The organism is Synechococcus sp. N19 (genome assembly GCF_900474045.1).
Classification (GTDB): Bacteria; Cyanobacteriota; Cyanobacteriia; order PCC-6307; family Cyanobiaceae; genus Parasynechococcus.
Genome location: NZ_UCNR01000009.1, coordinates 1 through 24,914, shown reverse-complemented (window position 1 = coordinate 24,914; position 24,914 = coordinate 1). Strand labels below are relative to the sequence as shown.

Here is a 24,914-nt window from a genome sequence, read left to right as displayed (position 1 = left end):
CCCGATTTACGAAACAGATCCGCTGTTGATCAGACGAAGTCTCGGGAAATGTCGACGTTGATGATTCGACCGCTTGCGTCAAAGATCACGAACAGGTTGGTGGTGGCCTGGCCGAATGCGACAGCCACCAGCACGAGCTGCTGATCGCTGCCTTGATGGGCGATCACAGCGTTCTTGACCTTGCGGAACCCACCTGACACCTGGCTAGGCTTGGTCCATATACGTTCCAGATCTCCCGGGGCCAGCTCCTCCTGGAGTTGGAGAGACCTCTTGGATTGCGCGGCAATCCAGCGTCCTGCTGCCAGGTCGCGGGTGAATTCGAGGGCCGTTAAAGCACAAACGTCAATCGAGCTTCAGTCTGCCGGAATCAAAGGGGTTCAGCTGCAGGGTGGAGCCAGCAAGTTTCAGTGTCAGCGTCACCACACGATGCTCTGGGCTTGGTGCTCCGCAGGGAACGGCATCGTGGCCAGGGTTGACGCTAATGGCGGGCCAAGCTGCTGCGGCAACGGAGATCCGCAGTCGATCGCCACAAGCCAGGCTCGCGTGCAGCGGCTGGAGGGTCACGCTGCGCCTGGCTGGCTGCAACGCCTCCTCTCCGCGAACCCGTACGACTCCCGTGCTCAGTTGTTCAACGCTGTTGGCTTCCGCGGGCAGGCGCGAGAGGCTGATGCAGAGATCAAACCCGGGCTGGTCCGCTTCGACGTCAAGCAGGAGGTGCGGTTGACCTGACAGCAGCAGCTCATCAACCAGGGGTGCGGTGGTGAATGTCGCAACGTCGCTGCGTTGATCCACGGCCGTGCGCTCCGCCGGCCCAGGGGTTGTCCCAAGGTGTCCACCGATGGCCGGAACCGGTCGCCAGGGGTCATGAACGATGACCACGCTTCCTTCTCCCTCTCCATCCGCCACAAGGGCACCGTCGTTGGGGTCGATGCAGGCCAGTCCATGGCTGCGAAGTCCCCATGACACTGACCTGCCCGTGTCCGGTGCGGGGATCGCATCCCACTGATGCTGGGTGATGTTCCAGAGCTGGTGCCTGGGCTTCGGCTCCTGCGGGGGGCGATCCTGCAGATGCTGTTGGAAGAACTGAAGCATCAGCTGCTGGGTTTCCGGCCACCACTGCAGATGAGAGGCCGGCCCGATGTGCAGGGATGGCTGCCCGCCGGCCACCTGACTGCGATGCCAGAGGTCCAGCAGACCCACCAGATGCGGATCCCACCATCCACCGATCAACAGCATCGGCCTCTGGAGCCAGCTCTCCGGGGCGTGATGAACCGTCCACTGCTGATCGTTGCTGGGGTCGTTGTTCAACCAGCTCCAGGCCATGCCTTCGGGGTCATGGCGCTCCAGCAGGGTTGGTCCGTCCCGTAAATAGCGGTTGTCTTCAAGGCTTCGGCGGATCTCCAGCCAGGCCGTTGCATCTCCGCGTCGCTGGGCCTGGAGGGCCGCCAGCTGCAGCCCCCAGCCCAGGCCGAGGTGCCACCAGTGGGCACCGCCTTCACAACTCCAATGGCGTCGTTCGTCCAGGCCGGTCATCGCCGGAGCGGTGCACTCCGGCGGTGGGGCCGATTCAGCTGCGGTGAGCTGGGTCAGGCCCTGATACGAAAACCCGTAGACCCCCAGGCGTCCATTGCATTCCGGAAGCTGCCGCACCCAGGCATGGGTGGCGGGGGTGTCGGCTGCTTCCTGACCAAACCCCCGGAAACGTCCCTCCGACTCGCCTTGTCCTCGGACGTCCTGAACGACCACCAGGAAGCCATGGGACGCCCACCAACTGGGGTGGGCGTAGGTCACGGTTGAGGCGATGCGGCTCCCGTAGGGCTGCCGCATCAGCAGGGCTGGCCAGGGGCCTTCGCCGCTGGGATGCCACAACCGTGAACGCAGCTCCACGCCATCGGCCGTCCTCAGCGCTGCAGACCGGCAGACAATTCCGCTGGTCTCAGCGGACATCGGCGCAATGCATCCCCACGATGTAGGTCATGAGGATTTCCGCATCCTGAAAACTCAGCTTCTCGCTGGCGGCGACCTGGTTGATGTAGGGCTTGGAGAATGGCGATCGGCCGTTGGCGTTCATTTGCCGGAACGAACGGCACATGGCCTTTGCTTTTTCAGGATTGCGTTTGACGCTGTTGAGCAAGTCCGAGTCAGCGGCAACAACGAGCAATGGTGAGCCCAGGAGCGCCAGAGCGATCAAAGCTGTGCGTAGGAGTTTCAAGCCCATAACAGGTTCATACGCAGGATTGGATGCCAAGGCAGGGTGGCTGGGGTCAGTTCGCCAGTTGCCTGGCGCGGCGGATCCAATCGCCGGCCACCCGCAGATCCACCACGGCAGGCCGTTTGGTTCCAAGGCTGCGCTCCAGCCTTCCGGTCTGGCGCACGAGACGTTCGGGGGTGCATGCCGCTAGTGCGGCGGGCGTGGCGATGCCCGCATGCATCAGCAGCGCGGCGTCCTGGGGAGGCAAATCCAAGCGGCAGACCAAATCGGCCATGCCCCGCAGCCGCTTGAGGTTTCGGGCCGAAGCCTGGCCACTGCGGGCGAGTTGGCTAAGTTGCAGATCCGTTAGATCACGAATGCTGGACCAGCGCTGGATACCGGCCCGATCCAGTTCCTGTTGTTCCCTGCGAAACGACTGGGGGAGCTCCTCGATCGCATCGTTGAAGTTCGTCATCAACGCAAGGTCTTGCTCACCTCGCCCAGGATGACGGGGCGTCCCAGCCCATCGCCCTCCGCCTGGATGCCCCGCAACCGCACCAGCACGGTCCTGCTGGAGCGACCTGAGCCGCGCAGGTTGCCCTCCAATTGCTCCAGGGTGGCTTGAACTGTTGTTGGGGCCAGGTCGGCAGGAACCTGGGCGACCACCAGGTCGTTGCCGTTATCGAACACGATCGGTGCCCGCACCGCACCCTCCACCACCACTGGCGGTGTGTAGCTCACGCCGAATGCCCAGCAACTCACGGCCAGCAGCAGGGTGAAGCTGCTCACGCCGACCAGTCGAAACCGAATGCCCCACTTGGCGAGAAAGGCAACTGCCGTTAGCGCTCCAAGCCCAAGCCCAGACCAACCCAGCCAGGGAGCGGCAGTAAGCAGCAGCTGATCGAAGGCCATGGGGTCTGGTGGACTGAAAACAGTCTCCTTATATTGCGCGAGATTCCGGGGTGACCGCCGCGTCTGATGGGAAAAACGCGGCGCAGGACCTGGTTGGTTGCGGGAAGTTTTGTTCTGGTCGGGGCTGGAGCAGCAGGCTTGATCGCCCTTGACCGCGCTGCCGAAGGCATCCTGAGCCGGGCGCGCCCCAGCTTGGAGCGCACGTTGTCGGGTCCTCTGGGCCACGACGTGGATCTTGGCCCTTACGAAGGACTTCGCCCCTTGGGCCTGGGGATCGCCATCGGGCCGAGTCGAATCTTGCCGTCGGCGGCGGATCGTTCTGAGCTGAGCCTGGCGGGGCTGGAGGTGGGCCTGGCCCCCTTGGCGAGTCTTCGGCGTCTGCAACCGGTTCTGCAGATCAAGGTGCACAGGCTGCGTGGTCAGTTGCAGGCCAATGAGGCTGGTCGGTACTGGACCTTTGGGCCCCTGAGCGGCGACGGCACCCTGCCGCGACTTGGCGTGCAGTACCGGTTGGCCGATCCTGCATTGCTCCGTTTCGGTCCTCAGCAGCAGACCCTTGAACTCCGCAGTCGGGGCGCAGTGCGGCTCGGGGAGGCTTTTTTCAGTACCGCATCGGAACTTCGCTGGCTCGACGCTGAAGGGGTGCTGCGGCTCGATGCACAAGGGCATTGGGATCGCCCTCGCTTCAAGCTTCGAACTCGGCTGGATCGGCTCAACCTGAAACCGTTGGGGGCCGTCATCGCCCCCGCTCAGGATCTGGATGCCTCTGGAACCTTGGAGGGAGATGTTCAGATCGGCTGGGCCGATGGGTCGTTGAACTGTCGAGGTGGGCTCAGCCTCAAGCGTCTTGAACTTGCTGCGCTGAACAGCAATCGCCTCAGGGTCGCTTGCAAGGGCGATCACCTCACCTTGCAGCCCGCAACACTGCGTTTTGGAGCCTTTGAGGCTCGGGCCTCAGGGTCCGTTGCCTTGAACAAGAGCTTTGATCTCCGGGCTGACGTTCGCCGTACAGACCTCAGCTCTGCAAGCCAGGACCGGTTGAAGCTCAGGATCCAGGGCCCCTGGGGGGAGCCCCGGTGGAGTGCAGATGGTGAGATCCAGCTGCCTGAGGCCACAGGGCTCAACACAGCCCTAACGCTGGACGCTCAGTGGCGCACCCCATGGTTGCAAGACCAACAACCGTCTGTTGCTGTGGACAGGCTCCGCCTCAGTGCCCCGGGACTGCGCTTCGGGCTGGCCGGGACGATTGGATCCCGATTGGATCTGCGCAGCACGGAGCTGCAGATCGATCCCCGCTTCTGGTCTGCGCTGCCGACCCTGCAGGCCGGACTGGGCCAAACCGCTCCGCTCCTTGGAAGCGTCGACGTCAGTGGTGGGTTCGCGTCACCGGAGCTGAGCCTGAGGCTTGGCCAGGCGTCCAACCCTTTGCTGGACGAGTGGTCGTTTCAGACCCGATGGTCCTCGCAGGACTCCGCCCTGGTACTGGATCACTTCACCAGTCCGCTGTTGCGGGCGGAAGCGCGCCTTCCTGTGCAACTGGCGCAGGGGCGGTTGCAAACCGGTGAGCTTCAGAGCGGCTTTGAACTCCAACCTTTCAGCCTGAGTCGTTTCACCCCCTTGATCGGTACGCCGCTGGGCGGGCAGGTGGCGGCGCGGGGTCGCGTGAAGGGTCCTCTGTCGGGGCTTCAGCCCGACATCAGCCTGACGCTGAATCAACCCCGCGTTGGTGCCTTGCAGGTTCCCGAACGCTGGCAAGGCAGCCTCAACGGTGAACTGGGCCGTGGTGCTCGTCTGGCGATGGCGGCCCAGCACCCTGTCGTGCCCGGCTCGCTCGTGGCTGAACTCGATGCCGATGCTTGGCCCAAGACCGTGCTCTTGCGCCGGGGTGAGGGGCAGTTGCGCTTGCACGGGCTGGATCCGGCTGGAGAGCAACGCCGCTACCGCTGGCGTGCAGCGGACCTCAACATCAATGGACTTCGTTTCATCGTGCCTCCGGTCAACCAGCCCAAAGCTGTGGCAGGTCAGCTCTCGGGTGCAGGGAGCCTTCCCATGGCCCCCCTCGCGATCCGTGGGTCTGCCGTCATTGCGGACGGCTCGTTGGCGGGAGTTGCAGTGCAGAGCCTCGAGCTGGAGGGTTCCCTCGGGGATGGCCGTTTTCAGGCCGATGCAGCACTGACGCCCTTGCAGGGCAGTATTCGGCTGAAGGCCCGTGGCGATCTGGGTGGCTGGATGCACAGCGGCATCGAGGCCGAAGGCCTGGATGTGACCTGGCTGACGCTTCTGGCCCGTCAGTTGAGAGGGAGCGATCCCGAACCGGGCCTGGCCCCCGGCCGTGCCGAGGATCTCGGAACCCTGTTAATCAACACCTTTGGTGGGTCGCTTGATGGTCAGTTGCAAGCTCTGGCGGCATCGCGCCGGGCGCTTGAGGCCTATGCCCTGGCTCACCCCCGCAAGGGCCCTGAGCTGAAGCGTCTGGAGGGGCGGGTCAATCTGTCGGGAACGATCGACGGTCCTGATCCAAAGCGCCTGAAGGCCGATCTGATCGCCAAGGCGCACCTTTGGATTGAAGGGGATGACCAGGCCAAGGCACTCCAGCTTGAACCGATGGTCGCCACGCTTCGCGGCCCGTTGCTCGGTGGATCCGGTGACCTCTCCCTGCTGCAGGTTCCGCTCTCTCTGCTGGCGTTGTTTGCTCCTGTGCCGCCGCAGCTCCGCGGCAGTGTTGGCATCCGCGGCCGCTACGACCTCAGCGGAACGGCTCCCCTGCTGGTTTCCGATCTGGTGCTCGACTCCGCCAGCCTGGCGGGGCAGCTCCTGCAGTTGGAGCAGCGATCGGTTGTCGTTGAGCGTGAGTTGATCCGCCTCAACCTGGCCCTGAAGGGAGGCGAGAGCAAGGAAGCCGTCACTGTGGCCGGCACGGTGCCCTTCAACTCCGATTCGGATTTAAATCTCAGGCTGGAAAGCCATGGGGATGCCCTTGGCGTGTTGACGCTTCTCGCCGGGGATTCCGTGGCTGTGAAGCGGGGCAGCACCAACCTCCGGCTGTTGCTGCGCGGGCCATTGAACCAACCGCAAGCCAATGGCTTTGTGGTGGTCAGTAATGGAGATCTCAGCATCGGTGAACAGGAGCTGAGTCGGATCAATGCCTCGATCATTTTCGATTTCGATCGCGTCTTGGTGCAACGCCTGGAGGCTGAAGTGGGCCGCGGCGGCTTGCTGCGCGGTTCTGGAAGCCTTGGCTTGTTCACCCCCCAGAGCGGGGCTTCACCGCTCACCCTGCAAGTCAGCCAAGGTCAGATTCGACAGCCGATCGTGCAGTTCCAGGCCGATGGCGAACTGCAGGTCTCTGGAGCTTTGTTGCAACCCGTCCTCTCCGGATATCTGGACCTGTCGCGGGGCACGCTTCGGCCCCAGTCCGGCTTCTTCGGACGGTTGCGGCGGGGCGGAATTCAGGCCCCGGTTCCTACCGGAGTGGAGGGCTCCCCAGCGGCGGTGCAGCTCGGTCCTCAGGCGTTGAACACACTTTTGGAGGAGGAGTGGGACTTCCAGGAACCCCTGGTCCTGATGGGTCCCAACCGATCCATCCAAGCCCCGGATCAGCTGCAACGGTTCATGCCAACGCTGTCCGCCATCCGCCTTGAGAACCTTCGGCTAGCCCTCGGGCCGGACACCAGGGTGCTGATGCCCTCGATCAGTTTTCAAGGGGGGGGTGTGGTGACACTGAATGGCCCTGTCGACCCCTCTCTGCAGGCAAGAGGGGTGATCCGGCTTAATGCCGGCAGGATCTGGATTCCTCCTCTCGCTCCCCTCCGTTTGGATCCGCAGGAGGAGAACGTTGCGGTGTTCACGCCCTCGTTGGGACTTATTCCCTACGTAGATGTCGCTATGCAAGCCAGGGTCTCCGACACCGTTACCGCTGGCAACAGCGATCAGCTCACCAGCACCAACCTCTTTGCTTCAAATGGCACTGGCAGCGCTCACGCCGCGGTTGGCCAGCTTCGACTGGTGAAGGTCATGGTCCAGGCCACTGGCCCGGCCAACCGTCTGGGTGACAGAAACAATCTTGTTTTACGAAGCTCACCCCCGATGAGCGAGCAACAGCTGTTGGGTTTGATCGGTGGCAATTCCCTGGCTTCTTTAGGCAGTAATGGGGGAGCCGCGTTGGCCACGATGCTGAGTCAGTCGCTGCTCTCACCGGTGCTGGGCACGTTGACCGATGCCATGGGGCAACGGCTTCAGGTGGCGATCTTCCCCACCTACGTCAACCCCGAGGTGAAATCAGAGAAGGAGCGCACCTCCGGCAACGTTTCGCCGACATTGACAGTGGTGACTGAGTTTGGTTTGGCGCTGACCGACAAACTCAACCTCTCCTTACTGATGGCACCGAACACAACCGATGTTGAAGTTCCTCCACAAGGAACGGTCTCCTATCGGCTGACACCGACCACGTCAGTTTCCGCGGCCATGGATGCCAATGGCACATGGCAGAGCCAGTTGCAGGTGTTTTTCCGGTTCTGAGCCATGCATACCGCGCAGTTGATTGGAGTGGATCTCGGGGGAACGGCGATCAAGCTGGCCCGGATTCGTGCTGATGGAACGGTGCTGGCTGAGGTGCAATGCCCCACACCGCAGCCCGCAGTACCTGGCGCCGTGACGATGGCCCTGTGTGAAGCCATTGAACAGATTGATCCTGAGCATGCGGCTGAGGCGGTCGGCATCGGCCTGCCCGGTCCCATGGATGCGGCGGCTCGGGTGGCCCGGGTTTGCATCAACCTGCCCGGCTGGGAGGACGTGCCGCTGGCGGATTGGCTGGAGTCCAGGCTCAGCCGCCGGGTCACCCTTGCCAATGACGGCAACTGTGCGGTGGTCGGTGAGGCCTGGCTCGGCGCCGCCCGTGGTGTTGATGATGTGGTGCTGCTGACCCTCGGAACCGGTGTAGGAGGGGGGGTGCTTCTAAGGGGTGAGCTGTTTACGGGCCACAACGGCGCTGCAGCGGAACCCGGTCTGATCGGGGTTCAGCCCGATGGTCCGGCCTGCAACAGCGGTAACCGTGGCTCCCTGGAGCAGTTCGCCAGCATCACCGGCCTGCGGCGCTTGAGTGATCGCGATCCCCGCGAGCTCAGTGCAGAGGCCGATGCTGGTGATCCGGAGGCCGTGGAGGTTTGGAGCCGTTATGGCGAGCGCTTGGGCTGTGGCGTTGCTTCGCTGGTGTACGTGTTCACGCCGCAGTTGGTGTTGCTGGGTGGCGGCTTGGCCGGTGCTGCCCGCCACTTTCTGCCAGCGGTGCGCCGCGAGGTGGAGTCGCGGGTTCAGGCCGTCTCAAGGGAGGGGTTGCGGATCGAAGCCGCTTGCCTGGGGAACGGCGCTGGATGCCTGGGGGCTGCGCGGCTCGCTCTGCAGCGGCTGAACGGGATGATGGCTCCAGATTGATTGCCTTGATGTCCAGCGTTCCAGAGCCTTCTGCTGCGTTGCTGCAGCGTGCCGTGGCTGTCCGCCGTGCTGCTCTTGATCTGGGGCAGACCGATGACGGCCAGAGAGCTCAGGCGCTTCAGGCGATGGCGGACGCGCTGACCGACCGTGCGGAAAGCATCCTCGCGGCCAACCGTGAAGACCTCCAACGCTCTGCAGCCGAGGGGTTGGCGCCGGCTTTGATGGCGCGGCTGAAGCTGGATGACAGCAAGTTGGCGGCGGCCATTGATGGCGTCCGAAAGGTGGCCAGCCTCAGTGACCCGCTGGGTTGTCGTCAGTTGCATCGTGAACTGGATCAGGGCCTGGTGCTGGAACGGGTCTCCGTTCCGCTCGGGGTGGTGGGTGTGATCTTTGAAGCCAGGCCGGATGCGGTGATGCAGATCGCCTCGCTGGCGATCCGTTCTGGCAACGGTGCTCTGTTGAAAGGGGGCAGTGAGGCTCGCTGCACCAATGAGGCTGTGATGGAGGCCCTGCAGGCAGGCCTGGCGGCCAGTCCGGTGTCTGCCGATGCCCTGGCTCTGCTCACCACTCGTCAAGAAAGCCTGGCCTTGTTGCGTCTCGATGGCCTCGTGGACCTGATCATTCCCAGGGGAAGCAACGAGCTGGTGCGCTTCATCCAGGACAACACCCGCATTCCGGTGCTGGGCCATGCCGATGGGGTGTGCCACCTCTACGTTGATGCGGCGGCCGATGTCGACAAAGCCGTTCGGGTGGCGGTGGACAGCAAGAGCCAGTACCCCGCCGCCTGCAACGCCATTGAGACCTTGTTGGTGCACCGCTCGATTGCGCAGCCTTTTCTCGCCGCTGCGCTGCCGGCCTTCGCTGCTGCCGGGGTGCAGCTGCGGGGCGATGCCGAGAGCGTGGCCCTTGGTGTGGCGGAAGCGGCCACGGAGGAGGACTGGAGCACGGAGTATCTGGATCTGATCCTGGCGGTGAAGCTGGTGGACGATCTCGAGGCAGCCACCGATCACATCCGCTCCTATGGCTCGCGTCACACCGAAGTGATCCTGACGGAGGATGCCCAGGCGGCTGATCGTTTCCTTGCGGCGGTGGATAGCGCAGGTGTTTATCACAACTGCTCCAGCCGCTTCGCTGATGGCTTCCGTTACGGATTCGGTGCTGAGGTTGGCATCAGCACCCAGACCCTGCCGCCCCGCGGACCCGTTGGTCTGGAAGGGTTGGTGACCTACCGCTATCGGTTGCGCGGCGAGGGCCACATCGCTGCCGACTACGCCAACGGCAGCCGCTTCTTCACCCACATCGATCGGCCGCTCTGATGGATTGCATCGGTGTGAGGGACCTGCGGTTGTGGGCCCACGTCGGGGTGTTGGAACACGAACGTCGGGATGGCCAATGGTTCAGCCTTGATTTCAGTGTTCAACTCGATCTGAAGGCTGCTGCCGTGGCCGACGACCTGAGCCGGAGCCTGGACTACGGCGTGGCCATTCAGGCCCTGCAAGGCTTGTCCCGGCAGGTTCGTTGCCTCACGATCGAGCACTTCAGCGAGCAGATGCTGGATCGACTGGAAACGTTGTACGGGCCCATCCCGGTTTGGCTGCGGTTAACCAAATGTGCTGCACCGGTTCCAGGATTTAACGGCCGCGTGTTCGTGGAACGCTCCCGCCATGGCGGGAGATCAGCCCTGTGAGCATCCCGTTAGTGCTGGTCCATGGTCTCTGGGACACGCCCCGCCTGTTTCATCGATTGATTCAGGGGTTGGACCAGCCCGATCGCCCGCTGCTGGCGCCGCATCTGCCCCATGGTCTGGGTTGGATTCCCCTGCGGCAGCTGGCCTCTCGCCTGGATCAGCACATCCAGCAGCGCTTTGGTGCTGACACCAGGGTCGATCTTCTGGGGTTTTCGATGGGGGGCGTGATCGGCAGGATCTGGCTGCAGGAACTGGGGGGGGTGCAGCGCACCCGGCGCTTCCTCAGTGTGGGCAGCCCGCAGCAGGGCACCCTGGCTGCTCAGATGATTCCCCGCCCGCTCCTCGCCGGTGCGGCAGACATGAAAGTGGGAAGTCGCCTGCTGCGCGAGCTGAATCGCCAACCCGATGCCCTGGCTGGGGTCGAGTGCTCCAGTTTCTTTTGCCGCTGGGATCTGATGGTTTGCCCCGGCTGGAGGGCTGTTCTGCCCATGGGCCGGTGTGAGGAAATACCGGTCTGGACCCATCAGCAACTGATCAGCCACCCCGCCGCAATTCGACGGCTCTGCAGCAGCTTGCGCGCCTGAATTCAGGCCGCGGCCACCAAGCCGGAATGGCGAATCAGGGCTTCGGTGCTGGCAGGACGGCCTCGGAAGGCTTCAAACACCTCTGCTGGAGATCGGCTGCCACCGAGGCTGAGCACGGTGTCGCGGAAGCGGGCTCCCGTTGCACGCACCTGATCCTCCTGATCCAGACCCACCTCCTCAAAAGCGGAGAAGGCATCTGCGCTGAGCACCTCAGCCCACTTGTAGGAGTAGTACCCGGCGGAGTAGCCCCCCGCGAAGATGTGGCCGAAGGCACAGAGGAACTGATCCTCCGGGATGGGATCCATCACCGTGGTGGTGGCCGCGATCTCACGGCGCAGTCCGTCTGGGCTGACGCCAAGTTCCGGGGTCCACTGGCTGTGGAGACGAAGGTCACTCAAGGCAAAGTGAACCTGCCGCAGGGTGGCGAGGCCTGCATTGAAGGTGCGGCTGCTGCGCAGCTTGTTGAATTCCGACTCAGGCAGGGGTTCACCGGTTTGCCAGTGGCGCGCCATGCCCATCAAGGTGGCGTGATCAAGGCACCAGTTCTCCATGAACTGGCTGGGGAGTTCCACGGCATCCCATTCCACGTTGCTGATGCCGGCGGCTTCCGGTTCCTCAACGGTGGTGAGCATGTGCTGGAGCCCATGGCCGAATTCATGAAAGAGGGTCTCCACTTCCTCAAAGCTCATCAGGCTGGGCGTGTCGCCCACAGGTGGGGTCTGGTTGCAGACCAGGTAGGCCACCGGCAGCACCACAGAGCCATCGGGTTTCTTGCTCAGGCCCAGGCATTCATCCATCCAGGCTCCGCCGCGTTTGCTGGCGGGCCTGCTGTAAGGGTCGAGGTAGAAGCCGGCAATCGGTGTGCCATCGGAGCGCTTCACCCGGAAGAAGCGCACGTCGTCGTTCCAGGTCGGTGCCTCGCCGTCGGCGGCAACGATCTCGACGTCGAACAGACGCGTACAAAGGCTGAACAGGCCTTCGAGCACCTGCGGCAGCGGGAACCAGGGACGCAGCGCCTCTTGGTCCAGATCGAACCGGGATTGGCGCAACTTCTCCGACCAGTAGGCGATGTCCCAAGGGGCCAGCTCATCAGCTTCGGGGGCCTTGTGCTCCCTGGCGATGGCTTGGAGATCCTGCAGCTCTTGCTCAGCTGCTGGGTATGCCGCAGCGCGCAGTTCTTCCAGCAGTGCTTCCACCGCCGGAACATCGTCAGCCATCTTGGCGCTGAGGCTGAGGTCAGCCCAATGGGCATAGCCCAGGCGGGACGCTTGCTCGCGCCTCAGGGTCAGGATCTCCTCGATCAGTGCCCGGTTGTCGACTTCGCCTTCACTGGCCCGCCCCACATGGGCCCGATAGGCCTTCTCCCGCAGGGATCGGTTGTTGGCGTGGGTGAGGAAGGGCAGATAGCGGGGCATGTCCAGTCCCAGCAGCCACGGGCCGGACTCCGCAGACGCATCAGCATCCCCTGCTTCACGCGCTGCGGCGGCCAGTGCCTCTAAGGCCCGTTGCGGCAGGCCTTCCACCTCATGGGGCTGGCTGACTTTCAGGGTCCACTGCTGCGTTGCATCGAGCACGTGGTTGCCGAACTGGGTGGAGAGAGCAGCCAGGCGTTCACTGGTGCTGTTGAAGGCTGCCTTCTCATCGCCACTGAGGCCAACACCGCGCTGCTGCATCGAGAGCAGCTCGGATTTCAGGATCCGCTCCTGGGTTGGGTTGAGCGGTTCGGAGGGATCGCTTTGGAGGGCCATCAAGGCCCGATGAAGAATCTGGCTTTGGCCAAGCCGGTTGCTGAGGCGCACAACATCCGGTTGCTGGGCGGCATGGGCATCGCGCAGCTCAGGGGAATTGCAGACGCCATTGAGGTGTGACACCACACCCCAGCTCCAACGCAGCCGTTCGCCGATGGCCTGCAGCGGTTGCATCACCCGATCCCAGGACAGCTTCGAGGGGCCGACGAGGGCTGTCTCAAGAGTCTGCTCGAGCGCAGTGAAGTCCTGATCCAGCTGTGCGAGCAAAACCGGGATGTCTGTGCTGACGAGCTCAGGGGAAATGGCCCGGAACTCGGGAAGCCCTTGGCCGCGCAGGAGGGGGGAAACAGTCGACATCTCAGCTGGCAATGAACTGCAGGGCCAGAGCGTTGGTGGAAGCTTCGTAGAGGTCCATGGCAATGCGGGGCCAAATGCCGATCACCAGGGTTGGCACCAGCAGGCTCAGGCCAATCACCAGCTCCCTGGGGCGCATGTCAGCGACGCTGGCCAGGGCCGGAATCCTGGGGCCGAAGAACACCCGTCGGCACATGGAGAGCAGATAAATCGGTGTGAGCACCAGTCCGATGGCGGCCAGCAGAACGGTGATCGATCGGAACACGGACGTGAAGGCTTCCTGGCTGGTGATGCCAAGGAACACGGTGATTTCACTGATGAAGCCACTCATGCCCGGCAGCGCCAGCGACGCCAGGGAGCTGGCCAGGAAGAAGGCAAACGTGATGGGCAGTGCCTTGGCCAGTCCGCCCATGTTGGGGATCGAGAGGGTCTTGGTTCGCTCGTAGAACACGCCCGTCACGAAGAACATCGCGGCTGCGATCAGGCCATGGCTCACCATCTGGAGCATGGCTCCGCTGATTCCCAGGGCATCAACGGCACCGATCCCCACCAGCACAAAGCCCATGTGGCTCACGGAACTGCAGGCAATCCTGCGTTTCACGTTGTCCTGGGCGAAGGCGTTGAGCGCGCCGTAAACGATGTTCACGATCCCAAGGATCACCAGGGCTGGCGCCAGGGTGGCGTGCGCTTCGGGAAGCATCTGCACGTTGAAGCGCAGCAGGGCGTAGCCGCCCATCTTGAGGAGCACCCCGGCAAGCAGCATCGACACCGGAGCGTTGGCCTCACCGTGGGCATCGGGCAGCCAGGTGTGGAGCGGGAACATCGGCAGTTTCACACCGAAGCCAATCAAGAAACCCACATAACACAACAGGCCGAAGCTGCCGCCGGGGGAACGGGCCGCCAGTTCCGTGATGTTGAAGGTGAACGTGTCACCGGAGAGGGCCAGAGCCAGGCCGCTGATCAGGATCAGCAGAGAGGCCAGGGCCGTGTAGAGGATGAATTTGGTGGCGGCGTACTGGCGGTTCTGCCCGCCCCAGATGGCAATCAGCAGGTAGACGGGAACCAGTTCCAGCTCCCAGGCCAGGAAGAAGAGCAGGAAGTCCTGCGACAGAAACACCAGGCCCTGGGCCGAGGCCTGAACAAGCATCAGGGCGAAGTACAGCCGTGATTTGCGCTGAACCGACCAGCTGGCCGCCACAGACAGGAACGTGACCAGGCCGCTGAGCACCACAAGAGGTGCTGATAGACCATCCACACCAAGGGACCATTCGAGGCCGAGTGCTGGGAGCCAGCTCACCCGCTCCACAAGCTGAAGCCCTTCAGTGCTGGGGTCGAAGCGGGTGGCAAACACCCCCATCATCAACAGAAGATCGACCAGAAGGACGACCAGGGTGATGATCTTGGGCGCGGGGGATGGCTTCTCTTCGCTGCTCGGAACCAGTGGCAGCACCAGAGCTGCTGCCGCCGGCAACAGCACAATCAGCGACAACCAAGGGAAGGGACTGCCCGAGACAGCAAGCTCTGCTAACCCAGCATCCATTCCGTGTCCGCAATCTTTAACAAAGCTAACAGGGCTGAATGCCCTGTTTAGGTGGATCTACTCATCGTCGGCCGGTTGCCAGTGGCTGCCTGAGGTCTGCAAATTCAGCACCGGCGCGCGGCTGGCGACCCCGGCAGCTTCCCAGGCTTTGACCATGGCTCGGCTGACGGCTGGGCCTTTGTCTTCCTCGCACAGAGCCAGAACGCTGGGTCCGGCTCCGCTGATGGCGCAACCCCAGGCTCCCGCGTCCATGGCGGCCTGTTTGACCTGGTCGCCGCCTTTGATCAGGCGCCAGCGGTACGGCTCGTGCAAGCGATCGTGCATGCCGTCGGAGATCAGATCACCATTGCCGGTGCGCAGCCCTTGCAGCAGCAGTGTCAGAGCACCCAGATTGACCACAGCGTCGCCAACGGGGATGGCCTTGGGCATGGCCCGGCGGGCTTCGCTTGTGCTCAGGCGAATCGATGGAATCGCCACGACGGCCTTCACGCTCGGCGTCCATTCGCAACGCACCACGCGCCAGCGCTGAGAGGCGGCCTTGGCGGTCATGCAGAGGCCCCCCAGAAGGGAGGGCACAACGTTGTCAGGGTGACCTTCGATATCGATGGCCAGCTCCAGCAGCTTCTCCTTGGAGAGAGGCTCACCGACGAGGGCATTGGCTCCCATCAATCCCGCCACGATCGCCGTGGCACTGCTGCCCAGCCCCCGTGCCGGCGGCACGGCAAGACGCACCCGTGCCTCAAGGGCGACGGGTTCCAGCCCAGCCGCTTTCCACACCCGTTGGGCCGCTCGGTAAACGAGGTTCTCCGGCCCACCCCGGAGGTGACTGCCCTCCGTTCCCTCAATAATCAGCTCAAATCGTTCACCGCCCCCTTCGATTCGCCGCATCGCGAAGCGGTTGTTCAGATCAAGGGCTGCACCGAGGCAGTCAAATCCAGGGCCGAGATTGGCGGTGGTTGCCGGGACGTCCACGACCACTTTCTGACCGATGCGCGGCTGCGCCATCGCTGATCCTCTGCTCAGGCCAGTGTCCCACCTGACTCCGCCAGCATCCGGGCGCGACAGGCTGCACTGAACAGTCCGGCATCGGGATCGATCACCGCTGTGACCTGCATCCCTTCGATCAGTTCGCGGAAGCGTCCCTTGTCGCGCATCGCATTGAGAAAGCTGGCGGATTGCAGTCCTTTCAATTGTTTTGATGCGGTGCCCCCACCAACCCAGAGGCCTCCTGTGCAGAGTTCCTGAAGGGCAAGATCGCCTGCCGCTGAGCCATAGGCCTCCAGCCAAAGCTGTAGGGCGCGTTGCATCAAGGGATCACCCCCTTCAGCGGCAACGCTCACCTGAGCGGGAAGATCGTTGGAGCTGTTGCGCCGCCAAGCCTCAGCCACACTGCGCAGGGGGTGCATAGCGGCATCGGGTTTCTGAAGCAGCCAGTGGGCCACATGCCCCAGGCCTGTGCCACTCACGATGCGTTCGATCGACAGGCGGCTGACGCCGAGGTCTTGTTTGAGCCAGCAGGCCAGCTCCCATTCCGCTTCGTTGCGCGGAGCAAATTCGCGGTGCCCTCCTTCGCTCGCCAGGGCCACCAGTCCCTGGTCGCTCTGCAGGCCTCGCGCCATGCCGAGACCGGTGCCTGCCCCAAGAATGGCCAGGGGGCCCTTGTCTTGGTAGCCCTTCTGAAGGATCACCTGCTGATGGCTGTCGAAATGGGGCAGCCCGTAAATCAGCACGCCGAAATCATTCACCAGCTCGAGCTGTTCCATGCCAGCAGCCCGCGCCAGGTCGGCCTCCCGCAACCGCCAGGGCAGGTTGGTGATCCTGGCCTCCCTGTGTCGCACCGGACCGGCAACGGCGATGCAGGCATGCGCTGGAGCCGGGAGATCGGCGGGGCGATTGTTAAGGAAGGCCTCGAGCATCGGCTCAAGGGATGGCCATTCTCCCGAGCGGAAGCGTTCCTGATACAGCAGGCGCAGCTGGCCCGCCTCACTCCCGTAGAGAGCAAGCAGAGTCTTGGTGCCTCCCATGTCCCCCGCCAGGAGTGTGCTGGTGGCCATCCAGGGCTGCGGCAACTCCTACCAGCGTGGTTGGCTCAGAAGAAGAAGTCCAGTGGAAGCGGTCCCCAGGTGGTGCTTGGCGTTGTGTCGTCGTCACCGTGGCCACTGATCAGAATTCCTTCGCCAAGGCCGTGCTCGATCCGAATGCGGATCATGCCCCCCTTCTGATTGGCTTTCAGGAAAACAGGGCCCTGCTCCTCGGGGCTGTCGACGAGCTCCAGCGGCTCCCACTGTTGGCTTTGCTCGAGGCTGCGCAGCGCTGTGAGGGCCTGCTCCCTGGACGGGGCCATGACGCCGATGGTGAACCAGCTGGCCTGGGCCATCGCCTGATCGAGTTCCCCTCGCAGCTCGTTTCTGATAGAGGGAGCCAACTCCGGCGCTCCCCGCAGCCGCGCGAGATCGGCCAGGTGCTGCACAGGGGTATCCGTCATCGGTTCAGCTCCAGGCCCGCGGCGCGCTCGCTGTTGGCCATCTGGGCGGCACTGAGAAGATCGGCTACCGCTGTGACCCCGAGGTCACCGTCCCGTCGGCTGCGAAGGCTCACGGCGTTCTGCTCTGCTTCCTTGGCACCGATCACTGCCAGCACGGGGATCTTCATCTGTTCGCTGGTGCGGATCAACTTGCCGAGCCGGTCACCGCTGCGGTCGATTGTGGCGCGAACGCCAGCTTTGGTGAGTTGGTCCAACACCTGTTCGGCGTAGGGCTGCACCTCGTCGGTGACCGGCAGCAGACGCACCTGCTCGGGGGCCAGCCAGAAGGGGTAATCGCCGGCGTAGTTCTCGGTCATGATCCCGAAGAACCGCTCCAGCGAACCGAAGATGGCGCGGTGGATCATGATCGGCCGCTGCTTGCTGCCGTCGGCGGCGATGTAGTCGAGCTCGAACCGTTCCGGCAAATTGAAATCCAGTTGGATCGTGGAGCACTGCCACATCCGGCCGATGGCGTCTTCGATCTTGAGGTCGATTTTCGGGCCGTAGAACGCACCGCCGCCCTCATCGATTTTGTAGGCCCAACCCTTGCGCTCCAGGGCTTCAATCAGTCCCTTGGTGGCCAGGTCCCAGACGGCGTCATCGCCGATGGACTTCTCGGGGCGGGTGGAGAGGTTGATCTCGTAATTGCTGAAATCGAACGCGGAGAGAATCCGTTCGGTGAGATCGAGGATCTTCAGGATCTCGTCGCTGATCTGCTCCGGCAGGCAGAACACGTGGGCATCGTCCTGGGTGAAGCCCCGCACCCGCATCAGACCGTGCATCACACCGGGCCGCTCGTAGCGATACACCGTTCCAAGCTCCGCCCAGCGGATCGGCAGTTCCCGGTAGCTGCGCAGTTTGCTGGCGTAGGTGAGCACGTGGAACGGGCAGTTCATCGGCTTGAGCTGATACTCCCGTTCGTCCACCTCCATCGGGCCGAACATGCTCTCGGCGTAGAAGTCGAGGTGGCCTGAGGTCTTCCAGAGGCTGATGTCCGCCACGTGGGGGGTGTAAAGGAGCTCGTATCCGCCCTCGAAGTGGGCCTGGCGCCAGAACTCCTCGATCAACAGGCGCATGCGGGCACCGCGGGGGTGCCAGAACACCAGACCAGCTCCGGCCTCATCCTCGATCGAGAAGAGGTCGAGGTCTTTGCCGATGCGGCGATGGTCGCGGCGAAGCGCTTCTTCCTTGCGACGTTTGTGTTCCGCCAGCTGTTCCGGGGTTTCCCAGGCCGTGCCGTAGATGCGTTGCAGCTGCGCTTTGGTTTCATCGCCTCGCCAGTAAGCGCCTGCCACGCTTTCCAGCTCGAAGGCCTTGGCATTGAGTTGGCCGGTGTGATCCACGTGGGGGCCAGCACAGAGGTCCCACCAGTCCTCACCAAGGGTGTAGAGGGTGATCGGCTCCTGCAGACCCTCAAGAATCTCGAGCTTGTAGGGCTCGTTCTGGGCTTTGATTTTTTCCTCGGCCTCGTTGCGGCTCACCTCAACGCGTTCGAGAGGCAGCTTCTTGTTGATGATCTTGATCATCCCCTTCTTGATGGCTTTCAGGTCGGCCTCGGTGAAGGGATCGGGATTGTCGAAGTCGTAATAGAAACCTGTTTCGGTCCAGGGGCCGATGGTGACGCGTGCCTTGGGAAACAACTGCTGCACAGCCATGGCCATCACATGGCTCATGGAGTGCCGAATCTTCAGCAGTTGATCGCTTTCGCTGGTCTTGGGCAGAACCACCGGTGCTGAAGGGGCTGGGGTGGTTGCTGCAGCGCTGCTCACCGGTTCAGGTTCAGGGCCCGCCATCCTATGGGCGAGACCCGAGGGCATCAGGTGGGTGAGTCAATCAATCAGGAAGCTGGCGCACTGTTGGATGAGTTGCTGGCATCCCTGCTCGATGACTTCGAGCACTGGTTTCAGCGCGGTGAGGAGCTTCTGCAGGCCTGTCCGGAGGAGGTGATGCCGTTGCAGGAGCGCCAATGCATGCAGGAGCGGCTGCAGGACGGCAAGAAGGCCATTGCTGCAACACGCTCCCTTGTGGCTGCATCAACGCAGCCCATGGCGGTCTCGATGGAGGTGATGAACCCGTGGCATGGCTTGGTCACGGAGGTGTGGGCCCTGGCCGCGAGGTTGGGGTCGAACCGTTCGCCTCAGGCCCCGAGCTGATTGCGCAGCTGGCGCAGGTTGCTGCTGTAGAAGCTCGCCAGGTCCTGGGGGCTCTTCACCGGTTGACCGTAGGCGGAGCGGCCGGTCCAGGTGGGGAAAGATGCCCATTCGGGAGCCAGCTTCGCCATGGCGTTTCTGGTCAGCCCTTTGCGGTCAATTTCCCTGAGAGCACCGCGACGCTCAACAAGATGCAGAGCGGCTTGGTCCTGGTGCCTGGGCTCAAAGCTGGCCAGCTTGAGCTCCTTCGCCACGCCCTTCCAGGTCTTGGGCAGAAATTGATAGGCCCCCGCTGCGGCGCTGGTGTAGCGCTTCACGATCACCCGCTCGGGATGACGTGAGAGGTCCTGAAACTGCCCGCCGCCATACATGATCCGGTATCCCTTGTCTTCGCCGTTTTTCCAGGTGCCCTCGGCATAGCGAATGGTGTTAAGCAGGGCGCGTCGCTCAGGTGTCAGCTCGTAACGACCACCCTCTTTGCCGGAGGACAGGGTGGCGCGGCTGCTGGTGTTGCGGCTGCTGGTGGCGCTTTGCTCAACCTGTTCTGCGGGCGCCTCTGCGTCCTGGAGCGGCTGTTTGGCTCCTGCGGACAGCACCAATCCTGCGGTCAGGGCTGCACCGACGACAGGCCGGCTCCAACGTGTGGCTGGGCTGAACGCAGAAAGGCGATGCACGCAGAACAATTAGGTGGACGATAAGAGTGCTGGCCCACGAGGCCTGGACGCGAGATCGGCGCCTGAGGGGTTGACGCGTTGTCTGTGCTGTGTATACGCAAGTGAGAGAAGGCTGAGAGTCTTGCGAGACTCGCCTCTGCGGCTGACGTTGTCTCCCTCAAGCCTCAGGGGCCATGGCTCGAGCCCATGGCCGTCGCATTGATCAGAGCAGCTAATGCTTCTCTTTGTTGCTGATCAGGCTGGCCGGGCGAAACCCAAGGCATCCCGAACGCGTTCAAGGGTGGCGTTGGCCACGGTTTCGGCCTTCTCACGGCCTGTTCTCAGCACCTGATCGAGCTCTGTGGGGTCCTGCATCAGCTCCCGATAGCGGGACTGGATGGGTTCCAGCGCGCTCACGGTGGCTTCGGCCAGCAGCGGCTTGAACTGTCCCCAACCCATCTCGGCGCATTCAGTGGCGGCCTGCTCCCGCCCCTTGCCGCTGAGGATTGCGTAGAGCCCAAGCAGGTTGTCGGTTTCCGGTCGATCGGGGTTGCCGAATTCGAGGCCACGCTCTGGATCGGTCTTGGCGCGTTTGATCTTTTTGGTGATCAGCTCCGGAGGGTCCAGAAGCGTGATGCGACTCCCCTCGTTGGGATCGCTCTTGCTCATCTTGCTGCGACCATCCGTCAGGCTCATCACCCGTGCCCCCTCCTTGAGGATGAGCGGTTTGGGCACTTTGAGCACCGGCGTGTCCTTGCCGCCGAAGCGGGCATTGATGCGCTGCTGGGCGATGTCGCGCGCCAGCTCCAGGTGCTGCTTCTGGTCCTCGCCGACGGGCACCAGGTCAGCGTCGTAGAGAAGGATGTCGGCGGCCATCAACACCGGATAGTCCAGCAGGCCCACGGAGACGTTGTCCCCCTGCTTCACCGCTTTCTCCTTGAACTGAATCATCCGCTCCAGCCAGTTGAGCGGCGTGACGCAATTCAGCAACCAGCACAGTTCGCTGTGGGCTGCCACCTGGCTCTGCACAAACACCGAACAGCGTTTGGGGTCCATGCCACAGGCCAGGTATAGCGCTGCTGTGGAACGGGTGTCCTCAGCCAGGCGGCTGGGGTCATGGGGAACAGTGATGGCATGGAGATCCACAACACATACAAAGGTGTCGTGGGTCTCCTGCAGATCAACCCAATTGCGGATGGCACCCAGCCAATTGCCGAGGTGCAGTGCTCCGGTCGGTTGCACCCCGGAAAGAACCCTTGGCCGGCTCATCAATCAGCCCTCTGCTGCGGTGTTGGTGTCGTCGCTGGAGGTTGCTTCTGATTCCACCACCGGCTCCACCACTGATCCAACCTCCGGCTCGGCAACCGGTTCAGCTGCAGCCTCCGGCTGGGGTTTGGCCGGTCGGGCAAAGGGATTCGGACGGGACCCACGGCCACCCCGCTCATCGTCAAAGCGGCGGCCACGACCGCCACCATCACGACCAGCACCATCACGCCGGCCGCCTCGTGCAGGCTGATTTTTCTGCTGTTCGATCAGAGCGTCGAGTTGGCCGTCCTCCAGCATTTGGCCAAGGCTGCGGACTGCGAAACCCAGCACAGCCACGGTTGAGCGGAGATTGAAGGCCTCCTGCAGGGCCCGGGCTGAGCGCATTTCGTTGTCACTCAGGCGAATCCGGAAGCCTCCGCCTTCACGGCCGCCACCACGGTTGCCACGACTGCGCTGACCATCTCGGCCGCCGTCTCCCTGTCCCGCCTGTTGTTGGGGATTGCTGTAGGAATCACTCATGGCCCATGGCCTGGAATCAGGCGCAAGTGTGACGCATCACCGGGGTGTTTTCGGTGATCCAGAGCAGCTGGTGGCATTCAACGCTGTTCTTCCGAGCCAGCACCAGCATCGGAACCACCGTGATCCCCCGTTCAATCCGTTCGCGATAGCTGCTCACCAGTTGTCGGTACCGCTCGGCTGTCCAACCGTGGATGGCCGTGTCACGACTGTTCCAGTAGTCCTGCAGCGCTCTTTGGCAGTCCTCGATGCCGAACTCCCGCCAGGAGCTCTGTTGGGCCAACAGTGGATCCATCCCCTGCTGCAGCAATCGCCGGTAATGCACCAGTTCCGGGGCTTCATCACGCCCATCCGGAGGGAGCCAACGATGAAGCTCGGTCAGGGGAGTTCGAGACAGCCGCAGCCAGCAGCGCTCCCGCAGCAACACCGGCAGTTGCCACGACCAGCTCTCGGCACGACGGACTTCATCGAGCACCTCAATCAGCCCCAGCTGCTGACGCTCGGTCAGTCCAGCGAGCGCCTGGGTTGTGGTGTCGACCTCAGCCATGGGCGCCGGTGTAGGTGATCCCGTCCTCCACGTAATCCTTGGGTTCCAGATGGATGGTGCACCGCACCGGCCCGAAACTTTCGTCCAAGCGCTCTTCCACCTCTTCGGTGATCCGGTGCGCCTTGGTGAGGTCGTCTGCTTCGACAACCATATGCATTTCGATGAACACCTGCTGGCCCAGAACGCCCCGGCTGGCGATGTCGTGGCAGTTCAAGACGCCGGCGGTGGCCATCGCTTCGGCATAGATGGCTTCAGGTGCAACCGCCATGTGGTCCACCAGCCAGGGCAAGGTTCCGCGCAGCACCTGCCAGCACACACGGATCAGTAGGAGTGCCATGGGGATGGCCAGCGCAACGTCGAGCCAGCTCAACTGCAGCCACACCGCCCCCGCCATGCCCACCAGCACCACCACGGTGGTCCAAACGTCGCTCGCCGCATGTTGAGCATCCGCTTTGAGCAGGTTGCTGTTCAGCCGCCGACCTTCCTGCAGCTCGTATCCCGCCAGCAGGAGGTTGAACCCCAGCACCAGCGTGAGCAGCACCAGCTCCTGGCTGGTCACCCGGATGGGCGGCAGGCCCTCGAGCAGTCTTTCCCCCGAACGCAGCAGGATCTCAAGGGCTGTGAACAGTATGAAGCCAGCGATGCCCAGGGCTCCCACCGCTTCGTATTTGCGGTGGCCGTAGGGGTGATCCCTGTCGGGGCGCGGATCGGACAGTTTGTTGGTGACCAGTCCCGTGAGGCTGGACAACGCATCGGTGGCGCTGTGCATGCCATCGGCGATCACCGCCAGGGAACCACTCATGGCTCCCACCAGAAGCTTCAGCAGCGACATGCTGATGTTCAGGCCCAGGGCCACCATCAGAACCCTGCGCACCCCCTGGCGGTTGTCGACCATCGCATTGGGATGACTTTGTGTCACGGCTGACTCCGGCCTGTTCCCAACTTATGGAGAACTCGTGTTTCTGGCCTGAAGTTCTGGTTTCAGGTGGTGGGTTGAGCTAAGAAGGGCCACTGCTACAGCAGACGTTCTGTTGAAACTCCCGGCTTCATGGCCAGAACTGGTGATGCCACCGTCGTCGCTGCTGCGGCCGTTGGCTCTGGCTGGAGCTGGTCTGCTTGCTGGACAGTGGCTGATCAGTGATGTAATGCATGTTCCCGGCGGGGGGCTGGGGCTGCTGGCCGCCGGTGGCGTTGTGATCTGGCTTGGCCGCAAGCCAAGTCAGCCGCGGTTTGCGGCGCCGGTCTCTCTGGATGGATGGATCGCTCGGTGCCAGGAGGTGCTCGATCAATTCGCACGTTTTGAGCAGCAACCCTCTGCCGATCTGGCCCGTCGCACTGAACTGAAACGGGTGCTGGACCGCTGCGGTCCGGTGCGCATGGCGATGGTCGCCTTGGGGGGCTCTCAGGGGCCGAATGAGGCAGACCTCAGCAGCTCTCTTGCTGGCCCGGCGCCGATGACGCTGTCGCTCTGCCATCCCCTTACCACCGACGACGGCAGCCGTTCCTGGCCCGGCGTCCTGCTGGATCAGGATTTGATCCTGTTCAGCCTGCAGGCGCCACTCCTGGCCTCGGATCTGCTCTGGCTGCAGCAGGTGCCGGATGATCAGCCGGCCTGGCTGCTTGTGTCGACCGATGCGAAGGACGCATCCACCGATGCCGTCGCGGCTGTTCGGGACGACCTTCCCGAGCGCTGGCATGAGCGGATCCTGGTTCAGGAGTCTTCGATGCAGCTGCGCACTGCGCTGGCACCGTTGCGCCGTTCGCTGAAACAGGCTGCGGTGGAGACGCGTCCGCGACTCCTGGCGGACTTGCATCGCCGTTGGCAGCGTGACCTCGAATCGCTTCGGCGCAAACGCTTTCTGCAGATTCAGCAGCGCACCCAGTGGGTCGTGGCCGGGTCGGTGATGGCCTCCCCCATCGCCAGCCTTGATCTTCTGGCCGTGGCGGTGGCGAACGGTTTGATGATCAAGGAGATGGGAGAGATCTGGGGAACATCGCTGCAGCCGGATGTGCTGAGGGAAGCGGCGGCGCAGCTGGCTCGGGTAGCCCTCGCTCAGGGCGTGGTGGAGTGGACCGGACAGACCTTGCTGGGGCTGGCCAAGCTGGATGGGGGGAGCTGGCTGATCGCCGGTTCGATGCAGGCCCTCAGTGCGGCTTACCTCACCCGTGTGGTGGGACGCTCCATGGCGGATTGGCTGGCGATCAATGCCGGCGTTGACGAGCTTGATCTTGTGGCGTTGAAGCAGCAGGCACCGTTGTTGGTGGCTCGGGCTGCAGAGGAGGAACGGGTGAACTGGAATGGCTTCGTTCAGCAATCCCGCGAGTGGCTGCTTCATGCAACTTCATGAACGCTTAATAAAGCGCTTAATGAAGTTTTTTTGAGACCTGATTCTGATTGTTGAGTTGTCATGTAACGGAACGTTCCGTCCATACACTTGATCCACCTGTCCCTTTTTTGAGGGAGAGGTTCATCCGTCTTCTTTTCTTCCATGTCCACCGCAATTCGCAGCGGACGCCAGAGCAATTGGGAAGCCTTTTGTCAGTGGGTGACCGACACCAACAACCGCATCTATGTGGGTTGGTTCGGCGTGCTGATGATTCCCTGCCTCCTGGCGGCCACCATCTGCTTCACCATTGCCTTTATCGCCGCTCCCCCGGTTGATATCGATGGCATCCGCGAGCCCGTCGCTGGCTCCCTGATCTACGGCAACAACATCATCTCCGGTGCTGTTATTCCGTCTTCAAACGCCATTGGCCTGCACTTCTACCCCATCTGGGAAGCTGCTTCCCTCGATGAGTGGCTGTACAACGG

General features: G+C 63.0%; 23 protein-coding genes and 1 pseudogene. 8 read left to right on the top strand and 16 right to left on the bottom strand.

All coding sequences use genetic code 11. The features are described from left to right. Positions 1 to 29 precede the first annotated feature (29 nt). The 5 genes from DXY02_RS12915 to DXY02_RS05065 all read right to left on the bottom strand — a co-directional run bounded on the left by DXY02_RS12915 (position 30) and on the right by DXY02_RS05065 (position 3,103). On the bottom strand, positions 30 to 200 hold the full coding sequence (locus tag DXY02_RS12915; protein WP_244276159.1) for a hypothetical protein: 171 nt from the start codon (positions 198 to 200) through the stop codon (positions 30 to 32). A gap of 142 nt (positions 201 to 342) precedes the next feature. After that, positions 343 to 1,947: a CocE/NonD family hydrolase gene (locus tag DXY02_RS05080; RefSeq protein WP_114988325.1), complete on the bottom strand. Its 1,605-nt coding sequence runs from the start codon at positions 1,945 to 1,947 to the stop codon at positions 343 to 345. After that, positions 1,937 to 2,218 (bottom strand): hypothetical protein, encoded by a 282-nt coding sequence (locus DXY02_RS05075; RefSeq protein WP_244276158.1) that lies wholly within the window; start codon positions 2,216 to 2,218, stop codon positions 1,937 to 1,939. Before DXY02_RS05075 ends, DXY02_RS05080 begins: the two co-directional genes overlap by 11 nt. Positions 2,219 to 2,264: 46 nt before the next feature. Further along, positions 2,265 to 2,666 (bottom strand): DUF4332 domain-containing protein, encoded by a 402-nt coding sequence (locus DXY02_RS05070; RefSeq protein WP_114988324.1) that lies wholly within the window; start codon positions 2,664 to 2,666, stop codon positions 2,265 to 2,267. Beyond that, positions 2,666 to 3,103 (bottom strand): Ycf51 family protein, encoded by a 438-nt coding sequence (locus tag DXY02_RS05065; protein ID WP_114988323.1) that lies wholly within the window; start codon positions 3,101 to 3,103, stop codon positions 2,666 to 2,668. The genes DXY02_RS05070 and DXY02_RS05065 overlap by 1 nt, the downstream gene beginning before the upstream one ends. A gap of 66 nt (positions 3,104 to 3,169) precedes the next feature. Between DXY02_RS05065 and DXY02_RS05060 the strand changes: the two genes are divergently transcribed. The 5 genes from DXY02_RS05060 to DXY02_RS05040 are packed head-to-tail and all read left to right on the top strand — an operon-like array spanning position 3,170 to position 10,804. Continuing rightward, on the top strand, positions 3,170 to 7,621 hold the full coding sequence (locus tag DXY02_RS05060) for a translocation/assembly module TamB domain-containing protein (protein ID WP_244276157.1): 4,452 nt from the start codon (positions 3,170 to 3,172) through the stop codon (positions 7,619 to 7,621). Positions 7,622 to 7,624: 3 nt separating this feature from the next. Continuing rightward, positions 7,625 to 8,533, top strand: coding sequence for an ROK family protein (locus tag DXY02_RS05055; protein WP_114988321.1), 909 nt, complete (start codon positions 7,625 to 7,627; stop codon positions 8,531 to 8,533). A gap of 8 nt (positions 8,534 to 8,541) precedes the next feature. Then, positions 8,542 to 9,849, top strand: coding sequence for a glutamate-5-semialdehyde dehydrogenase (locus DXY02_RS05050; protein WP_170951482.1), 1,308 nt, complete (start codon positions 8,542 to 8,544; stop codon positions 9,847 to 9,849). Next, complete coding sequence (locus DXY02_RS05045; RefSeq protein WP_114988319.1) at positions 9,849 to 10,220, top strand: dihydroneopterin aldolase; 372 nt, start codon at positions 9,849 to 9,851, stop codon at positions 10,218 to 10,220. The genes DXY02_RS05050 and DXY02_RS05045 overlap by 1 nt, the downstream gene beginning before the upstream one ends. Continuing rightward, positions 10,217 to 10,804 carry a triacylglycerol lipase gene (locus tag DXY02_RS05040; RefSeq protein WP_114988318.1) on the top strand — a complete coding sequence of 196 codons (588 nt, stop codon included), beginning with the start codon at positions 10,217 to 10,219 and terminating at the stop codon, positions 10,802 to 10,804. Before DXY02_RS05045 ends, DXY02_RS05040 begins: the two co-directional genes overlap by 4 nt. 2 nt (positions 10,805 to 10,806) lie before the next feature. On the opposite strand, the gene DXY02_RS05035 is transcribed toward DXY02_RS05040, so the two are convergent. Genes DXY02_RS05035 through thrS form a run of 6 tightly spaced genes read right to left on the bottom strand, consistent with a single transcriptional unit; the run spans position 10,807 to position 18,763 of the window. Further along, positions 10,807 to 12,909 (bottom strand): M3 family metallopeptidase, encoded by a 2,103-nt coding sequence (locus tag DXY02_RS05035; protein WP_114988317.1) that lies wholly within the window; start codon positions 12,907 to 12,909, stop codon positions 10,807 to 10,809. A 1-nt stretch (position 12,910) separates the two neighbouring features. Further along, the gene (locus tag DXY02_RS05030) at positions 12,911 to 14,446 is read right to left on the bottom strand and encodes an NAD(P)H-quinone oxidoreductase subunit 4 (RefSeq protein WP_114988316.1); all 1,536 of its coding nucleotides are present in this window, start codon (positions 14,444 to 14,446) and stop codon (positions 12,911 to 12,913) included. Between the two features lie 57 nt (positions 14,447 to 14,503). Then, positions 14,504 to 15,451 (bottom strand): homoserine kinase, encoded by a 948-nt coding sequence (thrB, locus tag DXY02_RS05025; protein ID WP_114988315.1) that lies wholly within the window; start codon positions 15,449 to 15,451, stop codon positions 14,504 to 14,506. Between the two features lie 14 nt (positions 15,452 to 15,465). After that, positions 15,466 to 16,500, bottom strand: coding sequence for a glucokinase (glk, locus tag DXY02_RS05020; RefSeq protein ID WP_114988618.1), 1,035 nt, complete (start codon positions 16,498 to 16,500; stop codon positions 15,466 to 15,468). A 35-nt stretch (positions 16,501 to 16,535) separates the two neighbouring features. Then, entirely contained in the window at positions 16,536 to 16,931 is a 396-nt protein-coding gene (locus DXY02_RS05015; protein WP_114988314.1) for a DUF1824 family protein, read from the bottom strand. Then, positions 16,928 to 18,763, bottom strand: a complete 1,836-nt coding sequence (gene thrS, locus DXY02_RS05010; RefSeq protein WP_114988313.1) for a threonine--tRNA ligase — start codon at positions 18,761 to 18,763, stop codon at positions 16,928 to 16,930. The genes DXY02_RS05015 and thrS overlap by 4 nt, the downstream gene beginning before the upstream one ends. 27 nt (positions 18,764 to 18,790) lie before the next feature. Between thrS and DXY02_RS05005 the strand changes: the two genes are divergently transcribed. Beyond that, positions 18,791 to 19,123: a DUF2605 family protein gene (locus DXY02_RS05005; RefSeq protein WP_371639946.1), complete on the top strand. Its 333-nt coding sequence runs from the start codon at positions 18,791 to 18,793 to the stop codon at positions 19,121 to 19,123. On the opposite strand, the gene DXY02_RS05000 is transcribed toward DXY02_RS05005, so the two are convergent. The 5 genes from DXY02_RS05000 to DXY02_RS04980 form a co-directional block, all read right to left on the bottom strand. Then, positions 19,108 to 19,794 carry a glycoside hydrolase family 104 protein gene (locus DXY02_RS05000; protein WP_114988617.1) on the bottom strand — a complete coding sequence of 229 codons (687 nt, stop codon included), beginning with the start codon at positions 19,792 to 19,794 and terminating at the stop codon, positions 19,108 to 19,110. The two genes, DXY02_RS05005 and DXY02_RS05000, sit on opposite strands and share 16 nt — an antisense overlap. 234 nt (positions 19,795 to 20,028) lie before the next feature. After that, positions 20,029 to 21,042 (bottom strand): tryptophan--tRNA ligase, encoded by a 1,014-nt coding sequence (gene trpS, locus DXY02_RS04995; RefSeq protein ID WP_114988616.1) that lies wholly within the window; start codon positions 21,040 to 21,042, stop codon positions 20,029 to 20,031. Between the two features lie 3 nt (positions 21,043 to 21,045). Next, entirely contained in the window at positions 21,046 to 21,558 is a 513-nt protein-coding gene (locus DXY02_RS04990; protein WP_114988311.1) for a hypothetical protein, read from the bottom strand. A gap of 16 nt (positions 21,559 to 21,574) precedes the next feature. Continuing rightward, positions 21,575 to 22,102 carry a hypothetical protein gene (locus DXY02_RS04985; RefSeq protein WP_114988310.1) on the bottom strand — a complete coding sequence of 176 codons (528 nt, stop codon included), beginning with the start codon at positions 22,100 to 22,102 and terminating at the stop codon, positions 21,575 to 21,577. Then, the gene (locus tag DXY02_RS04980; RefSeq protein ID WP_114988309.1) at positions 22,095 to 22,997 is read right to left on the bottom strand and encodes a cation diffusion facilitator family transporter; all 903 of its coding nucleotides are present in this window, start codon (positions 22,995 to 22,997) and stop codon (positions 22,095 to 22,097) included. The genes DXY02_RS04985 and DXY02_RS04980 overlap by 8 nt, the downstream gene beginning before the upstream one ends. 136 nt (positions 22,998 to 23,133) lie before the next feature. Here DXY02_RS04980 and DXY02_RS04975 point away from each other — a divergent pair, with 136 nt between their 5' ends. Both DXY02_RS04975 and DXY02_RS04970 read left to right on the top strand, forming a co-directional pair. Beyond that, positions 23,134 to 24,450: a YcjF family protein gene (locus tag DXY02_RS04975; protein ID WP_371639943.1), complete on the top strand. Its 1,317-nt coding sequence runs from the start codon at positions 23,134 to 23,136 to the stop codon at positions 24,448 to 24,450. Between the two features lie 141 nt (positions 24,451 to 24,591). After that, positions 24,592 to 24,914: pseudogene (locus tag DXY02_RS04970) on the top strand (photosystem II q(b) protein); the annotation flags it as partial.

What these genes read in the sequence shown, in the direction of transcription:
- DXY02_RS05065 (WP_114988323.1), bottom strand. Translation starts at nt 3,103, where the DNA reads ATGGCCTTCGATCAGCTGCTGCTTACTGCCGCTCCCTGGCTGGGTTGG.
- trpS (WP_114988616.1), bottom strand. Translation starts at nt 21,042, where the DNA reads ATGAGCCGGCCAAGGGTTCTTTCCGGGGTGCAACCGACCGGAGCACTG.
- DXY02_RS05055 (WP_114988321.1), top strand. Translation starts at nt 7,625, where the DNA reads ATGCATACCGCGCAGTTGATTGGAGTGGATCTCGGGGGAACGGCGATC.
- glk (WP_114988618.1), bottom strand. Translation starts at nt 16,500, where the DNA reads ATGGCCACCAGCACACTCCTGGCGGGGGACATGGGAGGCACCAAGACT.
- DXY02_RS05050 (WP_170951482.1), top strand. Translation starts at nt 8,542, where the DNA reads ATGTCCAGCGTTCCAGAGCCTTCTGCTGCGTTGCTGCAGCGTGCCGTG.
- thrB (WP_114988315.1), bottom strand. Translation starts at nt 15,451, where the DNA reads ATGGCGCAGCCGCGCATCGGTCAGAAAGTGGTCGTGGACGTCCCGGCA.
- DXY02_RS04990 (WP_114988311.1), bottom strand. Translation starts at nt 21,558, where the DNA reads ATGAGTGATTCCTACAGCAATCCCCAACAACAGGCGGGACAGGGAGAC.
- DXY02_RS04985 (WP_114988310.1), bottom strand. Translation starts at nt 22,102, where the DNA reads ATGGCTGAGGTCGACACCACAACCCAGGCGCTCGCTGGACTGACCGAG.
- DXY02_RS05070 (WP_114988324.1), bottom strand. Translation starts at nt 2,666, where the DNA reads ATGACGAACTTCAACGATGCGATCGAGGAGCTCCCCCAGTCGTTTCGC.
- DXY02_RS05045 (WP_114988319.1), top strand. Translation starts at nt 9,849, where the DNA reads ATGGATTGCATCGGTGTGAGGGACCTGCGGTTGTGGGCCCACGTCGGG.
- DXY02_RS04980 (WP_114988309.1), bottom strand. Translation starts at nt 22,997, where the DNA reads ATGGTCGACAACCGCCAGGGGGTGCGCAGGGTTCTGATGGTGGCCCTG.
- thrS (WP_114988313.1), bottom strand. Translation starts at nt 18,763, where the DNA reads ATGGCGGGCCCTGAACCTGAACCGGTGAGCAGCGCTGCAGCAACCACC.
- DXY02_RS05075 (WP_244276158.1), bottom strand. Translation starts at nt 2,218, where the DNA reads ATGGGCTTGAAACTCCTACGCACAGCTTTGATCGCTCTGGCGCTCCTG.
- DXY02_RS05080 (WP_114988325.1), bottom strand. Translation starts at nt 1,947, where the DNA reads ATGTCCGCTGAGACCAGCGGAATTGTCTGCCGGTCTGCAGCGCTGAGG.
- DXY02_RS05060 (WP_244276157.1), top strand. Translation starts at nt 3,170, where the DNA reads ATGGGAAAAACGCGGCGCAGGACCTGGTTGGTTGCGGGAAGTTTTGTT.
- DXY02_RS05015 (WP_114988314.1), bottom strand. Translation starts at nt 16,931, where the DNA reads ATGACGGATACCCCTGTGCAGCACCTGGCCGATCTCGCGCGGCTGCGG.
- DXY02_RS05035 (WP_114988317.1), bottom strand. Translation starts at nt 12,909, where the DNA reads ATGTCGACTGTTTCCCCCCTCCTGCGCGGCCAAGGGCTTCCCGAGTTC.
- DXY02_RS05030 (WP_114988316.1), bottom strand. Translation starts at nt 14,446, where the DNA reads ATGGATGCTGGGTTAGCAGAGCTTGCTGTCTCGGGCAGTCCCTTCCCT.